The sequence below is a fragment of the Streptomyces sp. NPDC006487 genome (genome assembly GCF_042870555.1).
Taxonomy (GTDB): Bacteria; Actinomycetota; Actinomycetes; order Streptomycetales; family Streptomycetaceae; genus Streptomyces.
On record NZ_JBIAHN010000006.1, the window covers coordinates 94,869 to 115,457 of the forward strand.

Genomic DNA, 20,589 nt, shown 5'->3' on the forward strand with positions numbered 1-20,589 from the left:
TTCGCGTCACGAGCGATCCCTTTCGTTTCGTACCCGCAGGTAGTCGCGAAGGGCACGCGATAGCCGTTCGCTCCACCGCAGGATGTGCAGGTTCTCCCGAACGGTGACCGTGCCGGGGTGGTCCGGTCCCAGCACCCGCACCATGTCGTCCAGCAGTCCGCGCAGCGCCGAAGCCGCACCGGCCTCGTCCCCGGCCGCGCCCCGCCAAAAGGCCAGGTTGGCCCGGGCGGTCAGGGTGTCGGGGTGTTCCGGCCCCAGCACGCGCTCTCTGTGCGGCACCAGTTCGGCATACCCGGCCTCGGCGCCGGCGGCATCACCCATCTCGCCCCGCGAGGCGGCGAGGTTCTCGCGGGTGGTCAGTGTGCTGGGATGGTCGGGGCCCAAGACCCGCACCACGTCCGGGAGCAGTTCGGCGAGCGCGGCGGCCTCGAACTCCGGCTCCCCCGCCACGCCACGGAAGTAGGCGTGGTTCGCCCGGACGGCCAGGGTGTCTGGATGGAGCGGTCCCAGCACCCGCTCCATGACCGGCACCAGTTCGGCGAGCGCGACGGCCGCACCCACCGGATCCCCCGCAGCCCCCCGCCACTTGGCAAGGTCGACCCGAGCGCTCAGCGTGCCGGGGTGCTCGGCACCCTGAATCCGATCGAGGTCGGGCAGCAATTCGGCGAGCGCGGCGGCCGCACCCACCGGGTCCCCTGCGGACCCCAGCAAGTCGGCGAGATTTCTCCGGCCACTGAGGGTTGACGGGTGGTCCGGACCATTGACTCGTTCCAGGTCGTGCACCAGTTGAGTGAAGGCGGCTGCCGCACCTGCTGGATCCCCCGCTCTCCCCAGCCAGAAGGCAAGGTTGCACCGGTGGGTCAAGACGAGGGGGTGGTCCGGCCCTTTCAGGCGCTCCAGGTCAGGGACCAGTTGGGCGAGTGAGTCCGCCGCACCCGCTGAATCTCCCATCGTCCCCCGCCATCGGGCAAGGTCCATCCGAAGACTCAGGATGAGGGGGTGGTCCGGGACTTTGATGTCGGCCAGCAGCTGTTCGATCGCGGCGGCTGCACCCGCGGGATCCCCCGTCCTCCCCCGCCAGTCGGCCAGACGGCTCCGCGTGCTCAGGGTGTCGTCGTGGTCGGGGCCTTGTACTCGCTCCACGTCGGGAAGCAGCTCGGCGAGGGCAGCGGCCGCGCCCGCCGCGTCTCCCGTGGATCCCCGCCAGCTGGCGAAGCTTCTCCGCACGGTCAGGGTGTCGGGGTGGTCGGGGCCCAAGACCCGCTCCACGTCGGGAAGCAGCTCGGCAAAAGCGGCGACCGCGCCCGCCGCGTCTCCCGCATGCCCCCGACAGCCGGCGAGGTCCCTTCTGACCGTCAGGGTGTCGGGGTGGTCCGGGCCCAAACGTCCGTGTGTGGTGATCGCGAGACTTCGGAGGTGGTCGAGGGCGGCTGAGAAGTGTCCGCTCTCGCCGAGACTTCTGCCGGTGCGCAGGAGCACCGGGTGCGCTCCGCTTCCCCACAGTGCCTCTTGAGCGTGGCCTGCAAGAGATGCGGCGTTGGCGCGCAGCGCCTGGGCGAGGTCGAGGTCGAGGTCGAGTGGGTTATCGGGCCAGGGATCCAGCAGCGCGTCGGCGGCGGTGCGGGCGAGTTCGCCGTACTGCTCGGCCAAAAGGCGCTCTCGGACGGCGCGTTGGATGAGCTGGTGGACGCGGACGGCGTGGTGGGGCGTTTCGGGGGTGTGGTCGATCAGGCTCAGCCGGTGCAGGGCCCGCAGGGCGAGCAGCGCGTCTCGGGGAGAGGCCGAGGTCGGTTCCGTGGGGGTGTCCGGTCCGGTCCGCGTGCGGTGCGCGGCCAGGTGGGTGAGGGCGGGAGGGCTGGTCAGCACGGCTTGGGGGATGCCGTTGGCGTCGAGCATCGAGGCGAGTTGGAGCATGGGGCGGGCCAGGCCGGCAGGGCGCAGGGTGTCGGCGCGGTCGATCGACAGCGACCAGGCGGCCGCCAGCGGGAGGGCCTGGTCGTCGGGCAGGCGGTCGGGAGTGGTGTCGGCGAGTGTGGTGGTGCGGTCGGCCAGTAGTCGGCGGTACGTGGCGATGTCGTCGCCGGAATCGATGAGGTAGGCGACTGCCTGGGCGAGGGCCAGGGGCAAATGCCCTAGGTCGGCGGCCAGAGCGGTGAGCCGGTCCGGGGGTTCGCTCCGGCCGTGTGCGGCCAGGGATGTGCTCAGGTAGGTGAGGGCTTCGTCCGCGGCGAACAGGCCGACCTCGACCGTGTGGCGGCCGTCTGCGGCCAGGGCGGCGTCGCGCCGGCGGGTGGTGATCAGGGAGCGCCCGTGGGGGCTCGCGGGAGGCCACAGGCGGTGCAGGTCCGCCGGGTCGGCGACATCGTCCAGGACGATCAGCCACCGGCACGGCCTGGCTCCGGTCTTGGGGGTGAGCCAGGCCAGGAAGGCCTCGGCGGCCTTCTCCGGATCGCCGGGATCCGCCCGGCACAACTCGACTCCGGCCTGGGCGTATCCGCTGACGACGGCCTCACGGGTGCTCGCCGTGAGCCAGACCAGTACGTCCAGGCCGCCGGTCGGGCTGCCGTCCTGCCATGCGGTGCGGGCGTAGTCGGCGGCCAGCTGCGTCTTTCCCACCCCGCCCATGCCGGTCAGAACCTGGCCCAGCACCGCGGTGCCACCGCCGGCGACCTTCGCCCGCAGCCGTTCCGCCTCGGTGCGGTCCTGGAAGGACCGCGCCCGGGAAGGGAGGACCCCCACCTGGTGTGGCCACGGGGCCGGCTCCCGGAGTGCTGGATGCTGCACCATGGTCAGGGTTTCCACACTCACCTGGTGGATGTAGCCGGTGCTGACGAGGGCGCCCTCGGATCCGGTGGCGGCCCCGGTCCCGGATATCCGCACCGCGGCGGCGGGGGCGCCGCCTGATCCCGGTGCCGGTCCACGGTAGCCGGTCACGGCTGTGGCTCCGGACGCGGCCGCGGCGTTCCCCGTCTCGGTCGCCGCGACGTCGGCGCCGGCGGCGTCCTCGGGCTGCCGTCGGCGCTTGTCCCCCCTGGGCACGCGATCGTTCCCCCGCTTTCCGTGTTCTGACCGACCCCCGGGCAGGGCACGGTTCAGGTGTAGTCGACGCCGCTGGAGGCGTTGCTGCCCTCGCCGGTGGCGGTGGCGTTCCCGGTCCTTTCGGCCCTCGCCGAGCCGCTGCCCCGGCCCTTGGGGCGTTTGACGCCCGTCAGCGCCGATCCGCCATGGCTCGCGCGCGCCTGCCCCGTCCGCACGGCCGTGTCGTCCGCACGGTTGCCCGGGCTCTGCAACAACGCCCAGACCAGGGCCGCGATACCGGCGGCGGCCTGGATCGAGGCACCGGTCAGCTGCCCGGCATCGGGGCTGTCCAGCAGCCAGATCAACGGTGTCGAGACGACCCCGGCCACCGCCAGCACGATGAGCGTTACCTTCCACCCCTGCGACATGCCGCTCCCCTCCGTCTCGGCGCTGCCAACCCCGTTTGGCAGGCCGCCACTTCATGGTGCGGCATCACGTCGTCCCCTGTCCGGTCCTGTGGATGTGTTCGCGGTGGGCGGCCGTCAGGGCGGCCGTCTCGGTGAAGCCGGGGATGCGGCCGGTGCCTCCGCGGCCGGACACGGAGAGGGAGGCGGCTGCCGTCGCGTAGGCGACGGCGGTCGCGAGGGTGTCGCCGAGTGCGAGGCGGGCGGTGGCGGTGCCGGTGAAGCAGTCTCCGGCGCCGGTCGCGTCGACCGGGTCCGGGTTCACCGGGACGGGGAGGTACGCCGCTGCCGTGCCGTCGTCGAGCAGCAGCCGGTCGGCGCCCGCGGTGACCGCGACGGTACGGGCGCCCAGGGCCCGGTACCGGGCGGCGGCCTCGGCCGGGTCGTCGGTGTCGACCATGGCCAGCGCGTCGGCCGGGCAGGAGGTCTTCAGCAGCCCGGTCAGCGGGGCGATGCGGGCCAGGAGCGTCCGCGCCTCACCTCGACTGGTGAGCCGGGAGCGGAAGTTGGGATCGTAGGAGAGGTGTCCGCCGGCTTCGTGCACGGTCCGGGCGGCGAGCAGTACGGCTTCGCGGCTGCTCGGCGACAGGGCGCCGGCGATGCCGCTGGTGATGAGGGCCGTGGAGTCGGTCAGCAACTCCCGCCAGGACTCGACGTGTTCCACCGAGAGGGTGGAACCGGCGCTGCCGGTGCGCCAGTACACGAACTCGCGGTCTCCCTCGGTGTCGGCGCAGAGCAGGTAGGCGCCGTTCGGGCGCGGGGAGCGGCGTACGTGGGAGACGTCCACACCGAGTTCGGCGGCGCGGGCCAGCAGCGGGACGCTCAGCTCGTCCTCGCCGACGACGGCGAGGAGGGCGGTACGGGCTCCGGCGGCGACGGCGGCGGCCGCGGCGTTGAGAGCGTCCCCGGAGAAGGAGACGCGGGCGGGGGTGCCGTCTGCGGCGTCCCGCAGGGCGGTCTCGGCGTGGATCTCGACGAGGACCTCGCCGAGGACGAGGACGTCGTACCCCTGGGGGATGTTGCACCCCTGAGGGACGTCGCGCCCCTGAGGCACGTCGTGCCCCCGGGGGACGGACGTGCCCCCGGACCCGGTCGCCGTCGTGGAGGCGCTCCCGCTCGCGTTCCCGGCCCCGGTCACGGCCGCCGCTCCGCGCCGGCGCAGTCGCCGCAGCAGGGCCGGGCGAGGTCTGCGAACACGGCGGCCAGTTCGCCCGGGTCCGCGGGCAGGCCGCCGCCTATCCCGACGGCGGAGGCACCGGCGGCGAGCCAGTCGCCGACCTCGCCGGGCTTGATCCCGCCGGTCGGGACGATCAGGGCGTCGGGGAGGACCGCCTTGAGCGAGCGGATGAACTGCGGGCCGCCGACATGGGCGGGGAACACCTTCGCCGCGCCGCCGGACCGGACGGCGGACGCGATCTCGCCGGGGGTGAAGCCGCCCTCGATGAAGGCGGCCCCGCGCTCCCGGGCGACCTCGCGGACCTCGGGGGCCGGGTACGGGGAGATGAGGAAGGCGGCGCCCGCGTCGAGTGCGGTCCGCGCGGCCGGGGCCGTGGTGACGGTGCCGACTCCGATGAGGGCGGTCCGCCCCCGCGCGTCGGTGAGCGGCACGGTGCGGGCCACCGCCTCGGCCCAGCCGGGGGTGGAGGTGGTCAGTTCGACGGCGCGGCAGCCGGCCGCGAGCAGGGCGGTGGTGTGGCGGACGGCCTCGTCGGCGTCGGCGTTGCGCAGGACCGGCAGCAGTCGCTGCGCGGTGATGACCGCGTACGGATGACAGGACAAAAGACCCTCCATTTGTTCCACGTAATGGAACTTGGTATCATGTAACGGAACTTCTGATGCAGCAGACCATACCCACGTGTGGAGATCCTTTGTCCATGGACGGACGGCCCGAGAACGCGGAGGAGGCCGAAGTGGAGGCCGATACGGAGGCCGGAAGCGCTGCGCGCGGCGGCCGGACCTCCGCCGCGGGTTCGGCGCTCGAGAAGTCGATGCGGATCCTGGAGGCCGTGGCCGCGCCCGGCGGCCCGCACCGGCTCACCGATGTCATGGCCGCGGCGGCCGTGCCGAAGTCGAGCACCTTCCGCATCCTGGCCTCGCTGATCGAGCAGGGCTTCGTACGCTCCGAGGGCGAGAGCCGGTACGGCGTCGGTGCTCGGCTGCGCGCACTGTCCGCCCTGGTCAGCGGCGGGGAGCCGGCCAGCATCGAGCGGATCCTGCGGGAACTGCAGGAGGCCACCGGGCAGGCCGTCCATCTGGCCCTGCACAGCGGGGAGACGATCACCTACATCCGGAAGCTGGAGAGCGATCAGCCCTTCCGGACCGCCTCGCGGGTCGGCATGCGGATGCCGCTGCACACGACCGCGATCGGCAAGAGCATCCTGGCCCGGCTGCCCGGGGGCGAGGCCCGCGAGCTGGTCGCGGCGGCCGGCCTGCCGCGCCGCACGCCGAACACGCTCACGACGCCGCAGGCCCTGGAGTCGGAGCTGGAGGTCGTGCGGGCGCGGGGGTTCGCCCTGGACGACGAGGAGAACGAAGCGACGATCCGCTGTATCGGCGCCGCGATCCTCGATCCCCGCGGCCGCCCGATCGGCGGTGTCAGCATCACCACCGTGACCTTCCTGGTCTCCCGCACGGAGATCGAGACCTACGCGCCCGCCCTGCTCGAAGCCACCCGGGCACTGGCGCCGCTGCTGTAGCCCGACGGCCGGGAGGGGTGCGAGCCGGTCACCCGGGGCCGGAAGCGCCTCGCGAACCCTCGGGCCGGCCGCCCGGCGAAGACGAGCCTGCGGCGGGGTCCCGGCCGGCGAGAGGGTCCCGCCCGCCATCAGGGTCCAGGCCGGGAGCAGGGTCCCGGCCAGCGGTGCGGGCCAGCAGTTCCCGGGCCGTCCGCAGGTGGCGGTGGCCCGGTTCCAGGACGGTTTCGGCCCGCGCCAGGGCGCCGGTCAGCACCGCGGCAGCCTCGGAGGCCCGATCCCCGGCGAGCAGCGCGCGGGCCCATTCCAGGCGGGAGTAGAACACGTGCGGGTGGTCTTCGCCGAGCACCCGGGTCCGGTCGGCGGTGAGCTCCGCCCAGGCCTCGGCCGCCTCGGCGGTGCGCCCGGCTCGGGCAGCCAGCGCGGCCCTGCTTCCCCGGATGGCGAGCGTGTGCGGATCGTCGGGCCCGATCCCCCCGGAGGCTTCCGCTTCGGCCAGCAGCAGCCCCAACTCGGTTTCTGCATGGGCTGGTTCACCCGGCCGAAACCAGATCAGGCTGCGCCGGGTCGCCAGCACCTGCGGATGGCCGGCGCCGTGGACCCGTAAGCGGTCGGCCAGCAGCACTTCCAACTGGTGTGCCGCCGAGCGGGGATCACCGCCCTCTCCAGTGAAGTAGGCCAGCTGGTGGCGGGCCGCCAGGGTGTCGGGGTGGTCGGGCCCCAGTATCTCCGCCACCTCCGCGAGCAGCTCCGCGAACTGGGATGCGGCGGCCAGGGGGTTCCCGGACTCTCCTACGAAGAAGGCCAGTTGATGCCGCGCCGCCAGGGTGTCGGGGTGCCTGGGCCCGAGCCGGCCGGCGCGCCTGTGGGCGATCCCGGCGAGATCGGCGGCGGCCCGGCGCGGTTTCCCGGAGTCCCCGATGGCGATGGCCAGTGGCAGTTCGGCGCCGGGAACGCCGCCGCGGGAGGCGAGTGCGAGGGCTTCGACGGCCCGCGCGAGACGGCCTTCCTGATGGGCGACGAGTCCCATGTCGTAGGCGTCGGCGGGCTCCACCAGGGGCAGCAGTCCGCGCCACAGGTGGTCGGGCACCGGACCGTTGCCCGGCGCGTTCAACAGGTAGTCGAATGCTGTGAATCCGGCCCCGAAGTTGCCGATGAGCAGCCCGCTCGTGGCGTAGGCGGCGGCGCAGGCCCAGTCCATCGCCTCCGCGAACGGTTCGGGCTGGAGGTCTCCGCCGCCCCGGGCCGCCAGGTAGGGGGCGTGCAGCTCGCGCAGCCAGGCCCGGCCCACCGGGCGGCGCAGTCCGGCCCGGCGGCAGTCCACCGCCGCCGCGACCACGGCGGCGCCGCGCGGATTGGCGCCCGGGGCCCAGGCGTTCTCCCAGGCCGCCAGGAGCTCCGGACCTGCCGCCAGCACCTCGGCCACCCCGAACCGCTCGCCCGCGCGCAGCGCGGCCCCGATGCGCGGATCGCCCTGGTGGGCGGCGGCCCGGCCGCGCTCCGCCCTGGACCAGTGCCGGGGCAGCCTGATGACGGCCGCCCGGTGGAGCAGGTCGCGCTGGGCCCGCCAGGCGTCCCGGTCGGAGCCGGTGAGCCGGCTCTCCTCGCGGGCGTCGTAGCGCCGGTATTCCTGCACCCGCATCGTCGCGATGACCACGGCCCTGTCCAGGGAGGCCAGTTGGCCGGCGCCGAGGCCGCCCGCGCCCAGGTAGTCCTCCAGGTCGTCCAGCCAGAGCACGGCGCGGCGCCGCCGCCCGGCGATGCGCAGCGCCTCGGGCAGTGCGGCGCGGGAGAGCGGGCGGACGAAGGCGTGCCGGGGGTACCGGGTGCGGGCCACTTCGTAGGCGAGCCGGGTCTTGCCCGCCGTGGACTCCCCCACCACGAGGACGAAGCGGGTCCGCTCCAGGGCGGCGCACAGCCCCGGTTCGGCGTCGCGCCGGATGTAAGCGGGCGGGGCCGCGGGGGCCTCGGCCGGGTGGGCTCCGGCCAGTTCGGGGCGGTCCACCTGGCGCAGCAGCGGGATCCGGCCCGCCGCCGTACGCAGGAGCTCCCCGGCGGCCCGGGGGTCGGCGGCCTCCCCGGGAGGCCGCATCCGCTCGGCGGCCAGTCCGGACAGCGTGGTGACGGCCGCGCCGATCCCGGCGGCCCAGGGCCCCGAGGTCCACACCGTCGCCAACGCCACCGCACCTGCTCCGAGCCCTACCGAACCGAGGTATCCGGCCCAGCCCCGTGCCCGGCCGGATCCCCTGAAGAGCAACGTCGACATGCCGCCCCCAACACGTCCCGTGGGAGCCCCATTGTCACCCCGGACCCGGCCGGGGGAACCCCAACGGGCGCACGTGCAAGGGATGTCGACCGTCAGTACGTCACGAAGAGGCGGCGGGCCGGCCCGTCCACCCTGATGCGGCCCCCGACGGGGATCACGATCTGCGGGTCGGTGTGTCCGAGGTCCACGTCGAAGACGGCCATGGTGTCGGGGGCGTACTCGCCGAGGGCCCGCAGGACCGCCTGGCGCTGCTCGTGGCGGTAGCGCTCCCGCTCCTGGGCGTCGAGGCGCTTCTCGAAGGACCAGCTCTTCGCCCGGCCCATCAGGAGGGCGGGGAACTGCCGCAGCAGTCCGCGCTCCCCCATGCCGCGCAGGATCCAGTAGACCTCCTGGGCGCGCGGCATGTCCTCCGAGGTCTCCAGGAAGAGCACCCCGCCGGCGTACTCCTCCGCGGGCCGCACGGCGCGGTCGGCCATCAGCAGCCAGGAGATGATCTCCAGGTTGCCGCCCCAGCCGGTGCCCTCGACCACCCGGTCGGCGTTGTGCCAGGTCCAGCCCTCGGCCGGGTCCAGTTCCGGTTCGGCGTCGAAGGTGCGGGGGTCGTCCCAGGGGCCGTTGACGTCCCCGCTGGCGTCGGCGGCGGTCAACTCGTACTCGCCGGACGTGAACAGCGCCGCCCGCAGGGACCCGGCCGTCAGCGGATGCATGGCGCCGGGCCGTCCGAGCTCGACCATCACCGAGCTCCCGTGATAGCCGACCAGCCCCAGGTCCCTCAGGTGCAGGAGCAGGTTGGTGTTGTCGCTGTAGCCGAAGAAGGGCTTGGGGTGGGCGCGCAGGAGATCGGAGTCGAGGTGCGGGAGCACCGTGATCTGGTCGTCGCCGCCGATGCTGGCGATCACCGCCTTGATCCCGGGGTCGGCGAAGGCCGCGTGGAGGTCGGCGGCCCGCTCCTGCGGGGTCGCGCCCATCTTCCGGGTGGTCGGATACTCCACCGGTACCAGCCCGAAATCCTCCCGGAGCCGGCGCAGCCCCAATTCGTAGGGCTGCGGGAAGAGCGCGGGCAGACCGGCCGAAGGGGAGAGCACCGCGACGCGGTCTCCGGGGCGGGGCTTGGCGGGGTAGCGAGGATCCGTCATCCGGTGATCTTAGGAGCGGACCCGGCCGCCACCGAAGGGGTTTTCGGACCTCAGTCTTCCCAAACCTTCCCTATCAGGCTGCATTAGTCCCTCCTAGGGTAGGATGCGGAAGCATGAGTGATGAAGGACGCGAGCTCTATTCGGTCGGCGAGGTCGCCGAGCTGCTCGGGCTGCACGTGCGCACCGTCCGGAACTACGTGCGCGACGGCCGGCTGAAAGCCGTCCGGATCGGCAAGCAGTACCGGATCAGCCGGGCGGACTTCGAGGCCCTGACCAGCCTCCCCGTCCCGGCCGCCGGGGATCCTCCCGCCGCCTCGGAGGCACCGCGGCGGCACCTGGAGGTGTCGAGCATCGTGCAGATCGACGCGATCGGCCCCGACGCGGCGAACCGGCTCGCGAACCTCGTCACGGCGAGCGCGCAGTCCCCCCGGGCCACCCCGGCCGCGCTGCGCGTCCAGACGGTCTACGACAAGGAGCGGGCCCGCATGAAGATCGTGGTCCTCGGCGACGCCGCCACCACCGCCGATCTGCTGCAGCTGGTCGACGGGGTGCTCGGACCGGGCAACGGCATGGAGAACGACCTGGACCACGACGCCGGGCAGGTGCACCGTGGCTGACCTCCTGATGGAACACCACGGCGTACCGGTCCTGGTCTGCGCCGCCGACGGTCCACCGGTCGCCACCGAGCAGGACGCGCTCGACCAGCTGATCGGCGGCGCCTTCTACCGGACCGACATCGTCGCCGTCCCGGTGGAACGCCTGGACGCCGGCTTCTTCGACCTGCGCAGCGGACTCGCCGGGGCGATCATGCAGAAGTTCGTGAACTACCGGGTCCGCCTGGTGGTCCTGGGCGACCTCTCGCACCACCTGGAGGCGAGTTCGGCCCTGCGCGATCTCGTACGGGAATCGAACGAGGGTCGCCACATCTGGTTCCTGCCCGATCTCGATGCCCTGGCCGCCCGGCTCGCCCCGGCCCGGGAAACGGGGCCGGAAGCAGAACCGGAAGCAGAACCGGAAACCAGGTCGGAAACAAGGCCGGAACCGGGGCCCGGCGCTCCGGATTCCGCATCGGCGAAACCGTTCGGCGGATAAGCGTTATCAAAGTCCCCCTCGACGGTCTCCCATGTATTGGGCATCATCGAGCGCCGGTACGGACAGGGACTTTTCTATGAGCACATCGCACACGGCAGCGCTGGTCGCCGCGGCCCGCGCGGGCGATCCCCGCGCACAGGACGACCTGGTCAGCGCCTATCTGCCGCTGGTCTACAACATCGTCGGACGGGCCCTGAACGGATCCGTCGACGTGGACGACGTGGTCCAGGACACGATGCTGCGGGCACTCGACGGGCTGGGCGGCCTGCGCGACGACCACAGCTTCCGGTCCTGGCTGGTGGCGATCGCCATGAACCGGGTACGCGCCCACTGGCAGGCCCGCCGGAGCGCCCCCGGCGAGAGCGGCCTGGAGGCGGCCTGGGATCTCGCCGATCCCGGCGCCGACTTCGCGGACCTGACCGTCGTACGGCTCCAGCTGGAGGGCCAGCGCCGCGAGACGGCCCGTGCCACGCGCTGGCTGGAGCCCGACGACCGTGCCCTGCTGTCCCTGTGGTGGCTCGAGTGCGCCGGGGAGCTGACGCGCACCGAGATGGCGCAGGCGCTGGAGCTGTCCGCGCAGCACACGGCGGTACGGGTCCAGCGGATGAAGGCCCAGCTGGAGGCGGCCCGGGTGGTGGAGCGGGCACTGGATGCCCAGCCGCCCTGCGAGGACCTGCGGGCGGTGGTGGCGAGCTGGGACGGCCTGCCCTCGGCACTGTGGCGCAAGCGAATAGCCCGGCACGCCCGCGCGTGCATGCGGTGCGGCGGACTGTGGAACGGCCTGCTCCCGGCCGAAGGACTGCTGGCCGGGCTGGCGCTGGTGCCGGTCTCGGCGGCGCTGCTCGCGGGCGTACGGGCCGCCGCGGCCTCCGGCTTCCCGTCCGCCTTCACGTCCGCGGGCCTGTCCACCACCGCTTCGGCGTACGCCCCGGAGGGGCTCTCCACCCCGGGCGCCGGCCCCGCCGCCGGCAGCGGCAGCGGCAGCGGCAGCGGCAGCGGCAGCGGCAGCGGCAGCGAGGAGCATCTCGCCGCGGTGGCCGGCCCGGGCGACGGGCGTGCCTCGCTGCGCAAGCAGCGGCGCACTCGCGGCCGGCGCCGGGTGATCGGCGGCGCGGTGCTCGCCGCCTGTGTCGTGGGAGGCGGGCTGACCTACCTCGGCACGCGGCCCGGCACCGCCTCCCCCGAGGCGCCCGCGGCCGCGCTCGTGGCTCCGGATTCGGGGACCGCGTCGGCCCCGGAGCCGGCCTCCCCCACCCCGAGCCCCTCGGTGTCCGTCTCCGCGAGTGCCTCGCCGAGCCCCAGCCCGAGCCCCAGCGCCACTCCCACGCGGACCCCCACGCCCACCCCGAAGCCGAGCCCCAAGTCCACGCCGCCGAAGAGCCCCGCTCCCGCCCCGCCGGGCGGCAGCACCGCCGCCCAGGTGATAGCTCTGGTCAACTCCGAGCGCTCGAAGGCCGGCTGCGGGCCGCTCAAGGACAACGCGCAGCTGCGTACGGCCGCCCAGGGCCACTCCGACGACATGGCGCGGCGGGACTTCTTCTCGCACACCAACCCGGACGGCGCGGACCCGGGCGAGCGGACCACCGCCGCCGGGTACCGCTGGTCCACGTACGGGGAGAACATCGCGAAGGGACAGCGGACCGCCGCTCAGGTCATGGATTCCTGGATGAAGAGCCAGGGCCACCGCGAGAACATCCTCAACTGCTCGTTCAAGGACATCGGCGTGGGCATCCACCAGGGCTCCGGCGGCCCGTGGTGGACGCAGAACTTCGGTGCCCGGATGTGACCCTCCCGGCCCGGCGCCCCGCCGCGGCCCGGCCCTGCGCTCCCCCTGCCGGCTCTTGCCGCACCCCGTCCCTGCGATCTCCCCGCAATGATTCAAAATGGGGGCAAGATAGGAGCTGGAAGCAAACGGGCAGATCACGGTGGAGGTGGGACGCATCAGCAGGCAGAAACTCCGCCCGCACCAGCGCGAGGCCGTGGACGCCGCCGTGCGGGCGCTGGAACTGCCCGCAGGGCGCAGGGTCCCACGGACCGGGCTCCGTACGCAGGTGATCATGGCAACGGGCTCCGGCAAGTCGCTGGTCGCCGTGCACGCGGCCGAGGAACTGCGGGCCGGCCGGGTCCTGGTGCTCGTCCCCTCCCTGGACCTCCTCGTGCAGACCGCGGCGTCCTGGCGGGACGGCGGCCGGACCGGCCGCGCCTTCGCGGTGTGCTCGCTGCGCGGCGAAGACGCGGGGATGCCCACCACCACCGACCCGGCCGAACTGGCCGACTGGGCGGGCCCGCCCGTCGACCGGGTCACGGTGTACGCCACGTACGCCTCGCTCGGTCTGGGCACCATCGAAAGCGCGCACCGCGAGGGGCTGCCGGGCTGGGACCTGATCGTGGTCGACGAGGCGCACCGGACCTCGGGGCGCATCGGCAAGCCCTGGGCGGTGGTGCACGACAACCTGCGGATCCCCTCGGTCCGCCGCTTGTACATGACGGCCACGCCCCGGGTCTGGCAGTCCGCCGAGGGGTCCGCGTCCACCGAGGGCGAGGAACCGGCCGAGGGATCCGCCGAGGGGTCCGGCCGGCCGGAGGGGGTGCGCGGCCGGAGCGACCTGGTGGCCTCCATGGAGGACGATCCGGACGGCCCGTTCGGCGCGCGCTGCTACACCCTCACCCTCTCCGAGGCCGTCGACCGGGGCATCTGCGCGCCCTACCGGGTGGTCTGCGTGGACGTCAGCGATCCGGAGTTCCAGGCGGCCGTGCTGCTCGGGCCGGACGGGCGCTCCGACGCCGTGCGCGGCGTACGGCTCGCGGCGCTCCAGACGGCGCTGGTGACGGCCGCCGTGCGGCAGGGGTTCCGGCGCACCCTCGTCTTCCACCACCTGACCAGGGAGGCCGAGGCCTTCGCGGCCGGGCTGCCCGCGGTGGCCGCCCGGCTGCGCGCCACGAGCTGGGCCCCCCGGCCGGTGTACCCCCGTACCGTCTGGGCGGACTGGCTGTGCGGACAGCACACGGTCGCGCACCGGCGGCGGGTGCTGGGCGCCTTCGCGGACGACCGGGTCGCGGACAAGGCCTTCCTGGGCAGTGTGCGCGTGCTGGGCGAGGGCGTCGACACCAAGGAGTGCGACTCGGTCTTCTGGGCCGACGTACGGGGTTCCATGCCCGACCTGGTGCAGGCCGTCGGCCGGGCGCTGCGCATCCGGCCCGGGGAGGGCAAGGTCGCCTCCCTCGTGGTGCCGGTGCTGCTGGGCCCCGGCGAGTCCCCCGAGACGATGCTGACCTCACGGGCGTACGGGGACCTCGCGCGGCTGCTGGAGGCGCTACGGGCCCACGACACCCGGCTCGTGGAGTCCCTGGCGCAGCCGCAGGCGCCGAGCCGGAGCGGAGCGCGGGGCGCGGGCGGCGCGGAGTCCGTGAGCGGCTCCGGGCTGCGCGGTGGCGCCGAGTCCCTGCTGAGCTTCTCCACCCCCCGCGACCCGGCGCTGCTGGCTGCCTTCGTCCGGCTGCGCGTCCTGCACCCGGAGCACGAGCACTGGCGGCGCGGGGTGGAGGCGGCCCGGATCTACGCCGGGCTCGCCGGGGACCTCAAGGTGCCGTTCGCGTTCAAGGTCCCCGGGAACGGCGGGGCCGGTGGCGCCCCCGGGGCCGGTGGCGCCCCCGAGGCGGGTGCGGCCGGTGCGGCCCTCGACTCCGGGGCCGCGTGGCCGCCGGGGCTGGCCCGGTTCCCGCTCGGCCAGTGGATCGCGGATGCCCGGCGCACGTACCGGCGCGGGGCGCTCGGCCGCCTGCGGGTGGCGCAGCTCGACGAACTGGGCATGGTGTGGAGCCACTTCGACGTGGCCTTCGAGGAGGGGCTCGCGGCGGCGAGCGGCTGGGCGGCCGAGCACGGCCACCTGCTGCCTCCGGTGGATGCCACCTGGCGCGGCGCTCCGGTCGGGGTCTGGGTCAAGAACCAGCGGGCGGCGGCCCGCCGGGAGGGTCCCGGAGCCCTGTCCGAGGAGCGCCGGGAGGCCCTGGAGGCCGTCGACGCGTCCTGGTGTCCGGCCTGGGACATCTCCTGGCAGCGGGCCTTCCACCTGACCAGGGTCCATCTGGACGCGGGCGGCCGGCTCCCGGCCCGCCCCGGGGAGGCCGTCGTCCAGGGCGAGGACCTCGGTGTGTGGCTGCGCGGCCAGCGCGCCTCGTGGGAGCGCCTCGCGTGGGCCCAGCGCTGGCTGCTGGAGCACACCCTCGGGGTGACCCCGGCCGAGGGAGCGGACCGGCCGAGGCCCCGGGTCGCCCACGCGGACGCGTGGGCGGCGCACTTGGAGGCGGCCCGGCGGTTCCACGACCGCGAGCGGCACCTGCGGGTGCCCCGTACGCACGTGGAGCGGGTCGGCGACCGGGACGTGCGCCTCGGTTCCTGGATCGCCAACCAGCGCTCCCGCGCCGCGTCCCTCACCCCCGAGCGGACGGCCGCGCTGACGGAGCTGGGGATGCGCTGGCCGGCGTCCTGAGCGCCGGGCCCGCCCCTGGGCGGTGCGGGCCCGGCCGCGCGGTCAGTGGTGGAAGCCGGACCGGGGCGGGGCCGCGGGCACGGGCTGGGGGTGCGCGATCAGGTGTTCCACGGCGCTGCGCAGGTCGGAGACGAGCAGCGCGATCTGGTCACGGGTCACCCCGTGCCGGATCAGGACCCGTTGGATGACGGTGTCGTCGCGCTCGGCGGGCAGCGGGTACGAGGGCACCTGCCAGCCGCGCATCCGCAGCCGGTCGGAGAGGTCGTAGAGGGTGAAGCCGGCGCCCTGCGGATCGGTGAGCCGGTAGGAGACGGCGGGCAGCGCGCCCTGGCCGTCGTAGAGCAGGGTGAAGGGGCCGACGGTCTCGATCTCGCGGGCCAGGTACTGGGCGGTGTCGGCGCAGGCCTGCTGGACCCGGCGGTAGCCGCCCCGTCCCAGGCGCAGGAACAGGTAGTACTGGGCGATGATCTCGCCGCCCGGCCGGGAGAAGTTGAGGGCGAAGGTGGGCATGTCCCCGCCGAGGTAGTCCACGGAGAAGACGAGGTCGGCCGGGAGCAGATCGGCGGTGCGCCAGACGATCCAGCCGACGCCGAGGGGGGCGAGGCCGTACTTGTGGCCGGAGGTGTTGACGGAGGCCACGCGCGGCAGCCGGAAGTCCCAGACCACGTCGGGGTGGAGGAAGGGGGCCACGAAGCCGCCGCTGGCGGCGTCCACGTGGATCGGCACGTCCCAGCCGTGCTCGGCCTGGATCCGGTCGAGTTCGGCGGCGATCTCGGCGACGGGCTCGTAGACGCAGGTGTAGGTGACGCCGAGGATGGCGACGACGCCGATGGTGTTCTCGTCGACGTGGGCGGCGAGCTGCCCGGGGCGCAGGCCGGTGGCACCGGGCTCCAGCGGGACCTGGCGGAGCTCGACGTCGAAGTACCGGGCGAACTTCTCCCAGCAGACCTGCACCGGCCCGCACACCAGGTTCGGCCTGTCGGTGGGCAGTCCGGCGGCGCGGCGGCGCTCGCGCCAGCGCCACTTGAGGGCGAGGCCGCCGAGCATGGCCGCCTCGCTGGATCCGGTGGTGGAGCAGCCGGTGCCGGTGGTGCCTGCGGGGGCGTTCCACAGATCGGCCAGGATGTTGACGCAGCGGGCCTCGATCTCGGCCGTCTGCGGGTACTCGTCCTTGTCGATCATGTTCTTGTCGAGGCACTCGTTCATCAGCCGGTGGACCCCGTCGTCCGACCAGGTGGTGCAGAAGGTGGCCAGGTTCTGGGCGGCGTTGCCGTCGAGGAGCAGCTCGTTGTGGAGGAGCTCGTAGACCACCTCGGAGGGCGAGTGGTCTTCGGGCATCCGGTACTTGGGGAGGATCTCGCCGCTGAGGGCGGACGCGAACACGTCCGTCTCGGCGTCGCGGGCACGCAGGTCCTTCGTCTCGTGGAGAGCCATATCGGGACTATAACGGGACGGAACCTGACAGATCGCCCTGAACCGGCCTTCAGGTTGCTTCAGGGAGGGGGCAAGAAGGGCCGGTTCCAGCTGCGGCTTCCGGCCTACTCTGCGGTGTGATCCCTTCCATACGCCCTTCATGCGACCGTAGGATTTCCCGTCGGTTAAGCTTTTTCGCGCAGGTCTTCCCGTCCGGGCCGCTGGAGCCGGTCCGGACGGGAAGATCATCCAAGTGGTTCGACGGGCAACTTATCCGCGCATGTCCGGATAGCGGCCTCCTGTTCTCCGCGCCCTGATACCTCTCGGGCCATGAACAAGATCACCCGCCGTCAGGCCTTAGGCACCACTGCCGGCGCACTCAGCGTCCTCGGCCTCGCCGGCGCCACCGCGCACGCGGCCGTCACCCGGTCCCGGCCCGCCACCCCGGCCACCCCCGCCGCACCCGCCACCCCCGCGGGCACCGTCGACGAGGTCTACCAGGGCCGCCGCATCCGCATAGTCCCCGCCTCCGGCGGCGGAGACGACCACGGCGGCCACCACGGCGGCCACCAGTCCCCCGGTCAGCCGACCGTCCTCATAGACGGCCGCGAACTGCACGTGATGCGCAACGCCGACGGCAGCTGGATCAGCGTCGTCAACCACTACGAGACCTTCTCCGGACCGCTCCCGCTCGCCCGCGCCGCCGTGCGCGAACTCCAGGGCGCCTCCCTCGTCCCGATGGGCGGCATGCGATGACCATCCGCAAGAACCAGGCCTCGCTCACCTCCGAGGAGAAGCGCGCCTTCGTCGCGGCGCTCCTCGAACTGAAGCGCACCGGCCGCTACGACCGCTTCGTCACCACCCACAACGGCTTCATCATGAGCGACACCGACTCGGGCGACCGCGTCGGCCACCGCTCCCCCTCCTTCCTCCCCTGGCACCGCCGGTTTCTGCTGGAGTTCGAGGCGGCGCTGCAGGCGGTTGATCCGGCAGTGGCCCTTCCGTACTGGGACTGGACGGCCGACCGGACCGCACGCTCCTCGCTCTGGGCCGCCGACTTCCTCGGCGGCACCGGACGGGCCCGGGACGGGCAGGTGCTCGACGGACCGTTCGCGTACGCGACGGGCAAGTGGGAGATAGCCGTACGGGTGGACGGGCGCTCCTACCTGCGGCGCGCGCTCGGCACCGGCGTGGCCCAGCTGCCCACCAGGGCCGAGGTCGACTCCGTCCTCGCGATGCCGGTCTACGACGCGGCGCCCTGGAACAGCTCCTCCGGCGGTTTCCGCAACAACCTGGAGGGCTGGCGCGGGGCCAACCTGCACAACCGGGTGCACGTGTGGGTGGGCGGCCAGATGGCCACCGGAGTCTCCCCCAACGACCCGGTGTTCTGGATGCACCACGCCTTCATCGACAAGCTGTGGGCCGACTGGCAGGCGCTGCACCCGCAGTCGCCGTACCTGCCCGCCGCCGGCACGCCCAACGTCGTGGACCTGAACGACACGATGCGGCCGTGGAACGACGTGACCCCGGCCGACATGCTGGACCACCGGAAGTTCTACACCTTCGACACCGAGCCGGCACCGGCACCGGCCGGGGCCGCCGCCAGCCAGCGGTAGTGCAGTTCGGGGCGGCCGACCTGGCCGTACCGGGGGGTGCGGTCCGCGCGGCCCGTGTCCACCAGGTGCTCCAGGTACCGGCGGGCGGTGATCCGGGAGATCCCGGCCGCCTCGGCCGTCCCGCCCGCGGTCAGCCCGTCGGGGGCGGCCCGCAGCAGCGCGGCGACCCGGTCCAGGGTCGGGCCGCCGATCCCCTTGGGGAGTTCGGCCGGCCGGGGTGAGCGCAGGGCCGCCATGGCACGGTCCACGTCGTCCTGGCCGGCCGCCTCGCCCGCCGCCGTCGCGCGGAACTCGGCGTAGCGCAGGAGCCGTTCGCGCAGGGTGGGGAAGGCGAAGGGCTTCAGTACGTACTGCACCACCCCGAGCGAGACGCTCTCGCGGACGACCCCCAGGTCCCGGGCCGAGGTCACCACGATCACGTCGGCGGGGTGGCCGGCCGCCCGCAGGCCGCGGGCGAACCGCAGCCCGTGGCCGTCGGGCAGGGTCAGGTCGAGCAGCAGCAGGTCGATCCGGGTCCGCTCCAGGACGCGGGTGGCCCCGGCGAGGGAGTGTTCGACCGCGACGGCGGTGAAGCCCGGCACGCGCCCGACGTACAGCGCGTGCGCGTCGGCGGCCACGGGATCGTCCTCGACGACGAGGACCCGCACCTCGGGCGTGCTCATGCGTCCACCTCCCCGCGCACCGGCAGCCGTACGGTGAACCGGGCTCCCCCGTCCGGCAGTTGGTCGGCGTCCGCGCTGCCGCCGTGCCGGTGGGCCACCTGACGCACCAGTGCGAGGCCCAGGCCCCGCCCCTCTCCCTTGCCCGACCAGCCGCGCCGGAACACGTCCTCGCCCTCGGGAAGTCCGGGGCCGTTGTCGGTCACGCCGATCAGCACCCCCTGCCCGTGGGGTCCGGCCGGGCCGTCCGGGCGGATGGTGACGGAGATCCGGCCGCCGGGCACGCCGGTGAGGGCGTCGACGGCGTTGTCCACGAGGTTCCCGAGCACGGTGACGAGATCCCGGGCGGACGGACCCCCGGGCCGGGCGTCGATGGCTCCGCTGTCCGGGGTGACGACCAGCTCGACCCCCCGTTCGTGAGCCTGCGCGGCCTTGCCGAGCAGCAGAGCGACGAGCACGGGCTCGCCGACGGCGGCGATCACCTCGTCGGTCAGTGCCTGGGCGAGGGACAGTTCGGCGGTGGCGAAGTCCACCGCTTCCCGGCTGCGGCCGAGTTCGATGAGGGAGACCACGGTGTGCAGCCGGTTGGCCGCCTCGTGGGCCTGCGCGCGCAGCGCCCGGGTGAATCCGCGTTCCTGGTCCAGTTCACCGGTCAGCGAGAGCAGTTCGGTGTGGTCGCGCAGGGTGATCACGGTGCCCCGGCGGCCGCCGCCTGCGACGGGCGCGCTGTTGAGCACGAGCACCCGGTCCGCGGTCAGGTGGACCTCGTCCACCCGGGGCCGGTCGGCGAGCAGTGCGCCGGTGAGCGGGGCGGGGAGGCCGAGGTCGGCGACGCCCGTGCCCTTGATCTCCCCGCTCAGGCCCAGGAGTTCGCGGCCCGCGTCGTTGACGAGGGTGATCCGGCGCCGGCCGTCGAGCATGAGCAGCCCTTCGCGGACCCCGTGCAGGGCGGCCTGGTGGTAGTCGTACATCCGGCTCAGCTCGGCCGCGTTCATCCCGTGGGTGTGGCGGCGCAGCCGGGCGTTGACGACGTAGGTTCCCGCCCCGCCGAGGGCGAGCGCCCCGCCCGCCACCCAGGCGAGGGCGGAGAGCCGCTCGGCGAGGCGGGCGCTGACCGCGCGGACGGTGATGCCTGCGGCGACCATGCCGATGACCCGCCCGTCGTCGGTGATCGGGGTGACCACGCGGAGCGAGGGGCCGAGGGTGCCGGTGTAGGTCTCGCTGAAGGTCTCGCCCCGCAGGGCGGGCGCGGTGTTGCCGAGGAAGGGTTCGCCGATGCGCATCGGGTCGGGGTGGGTCCAGCGCCGTCCGTCCGGAGCCATGATCGTCACGAAGTCCACGCCCGCGTCGACGCGGACCCGCTCCGCGTAGGGCTGCAGGGCCGCGGTGGGCCCGCCGGGGGCGCCTGCCCCGCGCCGGGCTCCCCGCAGGGCCTCCGGGACGGACTCCGCGTCCGGCTCGCGGGCGCCCTCCCGCGCTTCCTCGCGCGCCGCGTCCCGTACCGACGGGGAGTCCGCGACGGCGCGGGCCACCGCCCCGGCCTGGCGCCGGGCGGCCTCCTCGGCCTGGTCTCGGGCGGTCGCGTACGCGAAGACGGCGCAGCCGGCGACGACCGCGGCGACCAGCACCACCTGCATGGCGAAGAGCTGACCGGCGAGGCTGCGCGGCGGCCGGGGAAAGCGGAACATGGCGCTCAGTGTGCACCCGGGCGTGAACTCAATGAACGCAAGGGTGACCGGGGT

16 protein-coding genes are annotated in these 20,589 nt (G+C 73.8%); 7 read left to right on the forward strand and 9 right to left on the reverse strand.

Annotated elements, in window-relative coordinates; genetic code table 11:
* Positions 1 to 6: 6 nt before the first annotated feature.
* From ACFYM0_RS11665 to ACFYM0_RS11680, 4 genes are all read right to left on the reverse strand, one after another.
* Positions 7 to 3,039 carry a tetratricopeptide repeat protein gene (locus ACFYM0_RS11665; RefSeq protein ID WP_388499558.1) on the reverse strand — a complete coding sequence of 1,011 codons (3,033 nt, stop codon included), beginning with the start codon at positions 3,037 to 3,039 and terminating at the stop codon, positions 7 to 9.
* Positions 3,040 to 3,092: 53 nt separating this feature from the next.
* A complete protein-coding gene (locus ACFYM0_RS11670; protein WP_388499561.1) occupies positions 3,093 to 3,446 on the reverse strand; it encodes a hypothetical protein in 354 nt (117 codons plus the stop codon).
* 64 nt (positions 3,447 to 3,510) lie between these two features.
* Positions 3,511 to 4,536 carry a PfkB family carbohydrate kinase gene (locus ACFYM0_RS11675; RefSeq protein ID WP_388499564.1) on the reverse strand — a complete coding sequence of 342 codons (1,026 nt, stop codon included), beginning with the start codon at positions 4,534 to 4,536 and terminating at the stop codon, positions 3,511 to 3,513.
* An 80-nt stretch (positions 4,537 to 4,616) separates the two neighbouring features.
* The gene (locus ACFYM0_RS11680) at positions 4,617 to 5,261 is read right to left on the reverse strand and encodes a bifunctional 4-hydroxy-2-oxoglutarate aldolase/2-dehydro-3-deoxy-phosphogluconate aldolase (RefSeq protein WP_388499566.1); all 645 of its coding nucleotides are present in this window, start codon (positions 5,259 to 5,261) and stop codon (positions 4,617 to 4,619) included.
* A 95-nt stretch (positions 5,262 to 5,356) separates the two neighbouring features.
* Here ACFYM0_RS11680 and ACFYM0_RS11685 point away from each other — a divergent pair, with 95 nt between their 5' ends.
* Positions 5,357 to 6,178 carry an IclR family transcriptional regulator gene (locus ACFYM0_RS11685; protein WP_388499569.1) on the forward strand — a complete coding sequence of 274 codons (822 nt, stop codon included), beginning with the start codon at positions 5,357 to 5,359 and terminating at the stop codon, positions 6,176 to 6,178.
* Positions 6,179 to 6,206: 28 nt separating this feature from the next.
* Here ACFYM0_RS11685 and ACFYM0_RS11690 read toward each other — a convergent pair whose 3' ends face one another.
* Together ACFYM0_RS11690 and ACFYM0_RS11695 are read right to left on the reverse strand one after the other, a co-directional pair.
* Positions 6,207 to 8,357, reverse strand: a complete 2,151-nt coding sequence (locus ACFYM0_RS11690; RefSeq protein WP_388499572.1) for a tetratricopeptide repeat protein — start codon at positions 8,355 to 8,357, stop codon at positions 6,207 to 6,209.
* A 176-nt stretch (positions 8,358 to 8,533) separates the two neighbouring features.
* Entirely contained in the window at positions 8,534 to 9,577 is a 1,044-nt protein-coding gene (locus ACFYM0_RS11695) for a S66 peptidase family protein (RefSeq protein ID WP_388499575.1), read from the reverse strand.
* A gap of 113 nt (positions 9,578 to 9,690) precedes the next feature.
* Between ACFYM0_RS11695 and ACFYM0_RS11700 the strand changes: the two genes are divergently transcribed.
* The 4 genes from ACFYM0_RS11700 (at position 9,691) to ACFYM0_RS11715 (ending at position 15,159) form a co-directional block, all read left to right on the forward strand.
* Positions 9,691 to 10,194 carry a helix-turn-helix domain-containing protein gene (locus ACFYM0_RS11700; protein WP_388499578.1) on the forward strand — a complete coding sequence of 168 codons (504 nt, stop codon included), beginning with the start codon at positions 9,691 to 9,693 and terminating at the stop codon, positions 10,192 to 10,194.
* 7 nt (positions 10,195 to 10,201) lie between these two features.
* Positions 10,202 to 10,669, forward strand: coding sequence for a DUF4180 domain-containing protein (locus ACFYM0_RS11705; protein WP_388500207.1), 468 nt, complete (start codon positions 10,202 to 10,204; stop codon positions 10,667 to 10,669).
* Positions 10,670 to 10,745: 76 nt separating this feature from the next.
* Positions 10,746 to 12,455, forward strand: coding sequence for a sigma-70 family RNA polymerase sigma factor (locus tag ACFYM0_RS11710; protein ID WP_388499581.1), 1,710 nt, complete (start codon positions 10,746 to 10,748; stop codon positions 12,453 to 12,455).
* A 145-nt stretch (positions 12,456 to 12,600) separates the two neighbouring features.
* Positions 12,601 to 15,159 carry a Helicase associated domain protein gene (locus ACFYM0_RS11715; protein ID WP_388499584.1) on the forward strand — a complete coding sequence of 853 codons (2,559 nt, stop codon included), beginning with the start codon at positions 12,601 to 12,603 and terminating at the stop codon, positions 15,157 to 15,159.
* A gap of 42 nt (positions 15,160 to 15,201) precedes the next feature.
* Here the strand turns inward: ACFYM0_RS11715 and ACFYM0_RS11720 are convergent, their stop codons facing one another.
* A complete protein-coding gene (locus ACFYM0_RS11720; RefSeq protein ID WP_388499587.1) occupies positions 15,202 to 16,593 on the reverse strand; it encodes a glutamate decarboxylase in 1,392 nt (463 codons plus the stop codon).
* Between the two features lie 309 nt (positions 16,594 to 16,902).
* On the opposite strand from ACFYM0_RS11720, the gene ACFYM0_RS11725 reads away from it, so the two are divergent.
* Positions 16,903 to 17,328 carry a tyrosinase cofactor gene (locus ACFYM0_RS11725; RefSeq protein ID WP_388499589.1) on the forward strand — a complete coding sequence of 142 codons (426 nt, stop codon included), beginning with the start codon at positions 16,903 to 16,905 and terminating at the stop codon, positions 17,326 to 17,328.
* A complete protein-coding gene (locus ACFYM0_RS11730; RefSeq protein WP_388499591.1) occupies positions 17,325 to 18,188 on the forward strand; it encodes a tyrosinase family protein in 864 nt (287 codons plus the stop codon). The genes ACFYM0_RS11725 and ACFYM0_RS11730 overlap by 4 nt, the downstream gene beginning before the upstream one ends.
* On the opposite strand, the gene ACFYM0_RS11735 is transcribed toward ACFYM0_RS11730, so the two are convergent.
* Complete coding sequence (locus ACFYM0_RS11735; RefSeq protein ID WP_388499594.1) at positions 18,128 to 18,850, reverse strand: response regulator; 723 nt, start codon at positions 18,848 to 18,850, stop codon at positions 18,128 to 18,130. The genes ACFYM0_RS11730 and ACFYM0_RS11735 overlap by 61 nt on opposite strands.
* Positions 18,847 to 20,535, reverse strand: coding sequence for an ATP-binding protein (locus ACFYM0_RS11740; protein ID WP_388499596.1), 1,689 nt, complete (start codon positions 20,533 to 20,535; stop codon positions 18,847 to 18,849). Before ACFYM0_RS11740 ends, ACFYM0_RS11735 begins: the two co-directional genes overlap by 4 nt.
* Positions 20,536 to 20,589 lie beyond the last annotated feature (54 nt).

Excerpts from the sequence above, each read along its gene's own strand:
- ACFYM0_RS11695 (WP_388499575.1), bottom strand. The coding sequence starts at position 9,577 with ATGACGGATCCTCGCTACCCCGCCAAGCCCCGCCCCGGAGACCGCGTC.
- ACFYM0_RS11670 (WP_388499561.1), bottom strand. The coding sequence starts at position 3,446 with ATGTCGCAGGGGTGGAAGGTAACGCTCATCGTGCTGGCGGTGGCCGGG.
- ACFYM0_RS11710 (WP_388499581.1), top strand. The coding sequence starts at position 10,746 with ATGAGCACATCGCACACGGCAGCGCTGGTCGCCGCGGCCCGCGCGGGC.
- ACFYM0_RS11730 (WP_388499591.1), top strand. The coding sequence starts at position 17,325 with ATGACCATCCGCAAGAACCAGGCCTCGCTCACCTCCGAGGAGAAGCGC.
- ACFYM0_RS11705 (WP_388500207.1), top strand. The coding sequence starts at position 10,202 with ATGGAACACCACGGCGTACCGGTCCTGGTCTGCGCCGCCGACGGTCCA.
- ACFYM0_RS11740 (WP_388499596.1), bottom strand. The coding sequence starts at position 20,535 with ATGTTCCGCTTTCCCCGGCCGCCGCGCAGCCTCGCCGGTCAGCTCTTC.
- ACFYM0_RS11700 (WP_388499578.1), top strand. The coding sequence starts at position 9,691 with ATGAGTGATGAAGGACGCGAGCTCTATTCGGTCGGCGAGGTCGCCGAG.
- ACFYM0_RS11720 (WP_388499587.1), bottom strand. The coding sequence starts at position 16,593 with ATGGCTCTCCACGAGACGAAGGACCTGCGTGCCCGCGACGCCGAGACG.
- ACFYM0_RS11685 (WP_388499569.1), top strand. The coding sequence starts at position 5,357 with ATGGACGGACGGCCCGAGAACGCGGAGGAGGCCGAAGTGGAGGCCGAT.
- ACFYM0_RS11725 (WP_388499589.1), top strand. The coding sequence starts at position 16,903 with ATGAACAAGATCACCCGCCGTCAGGCCTTAGGCACCACTGCCGGCGCA.
- ACFYM0_RS11735 (WP_388499594.1), bottom strand. The coding sequence starts at position 18,850 with ATGAGCACGCCCGAGGTGCGGGTCCTCGTCGTCGAGGACGATCCCGTG.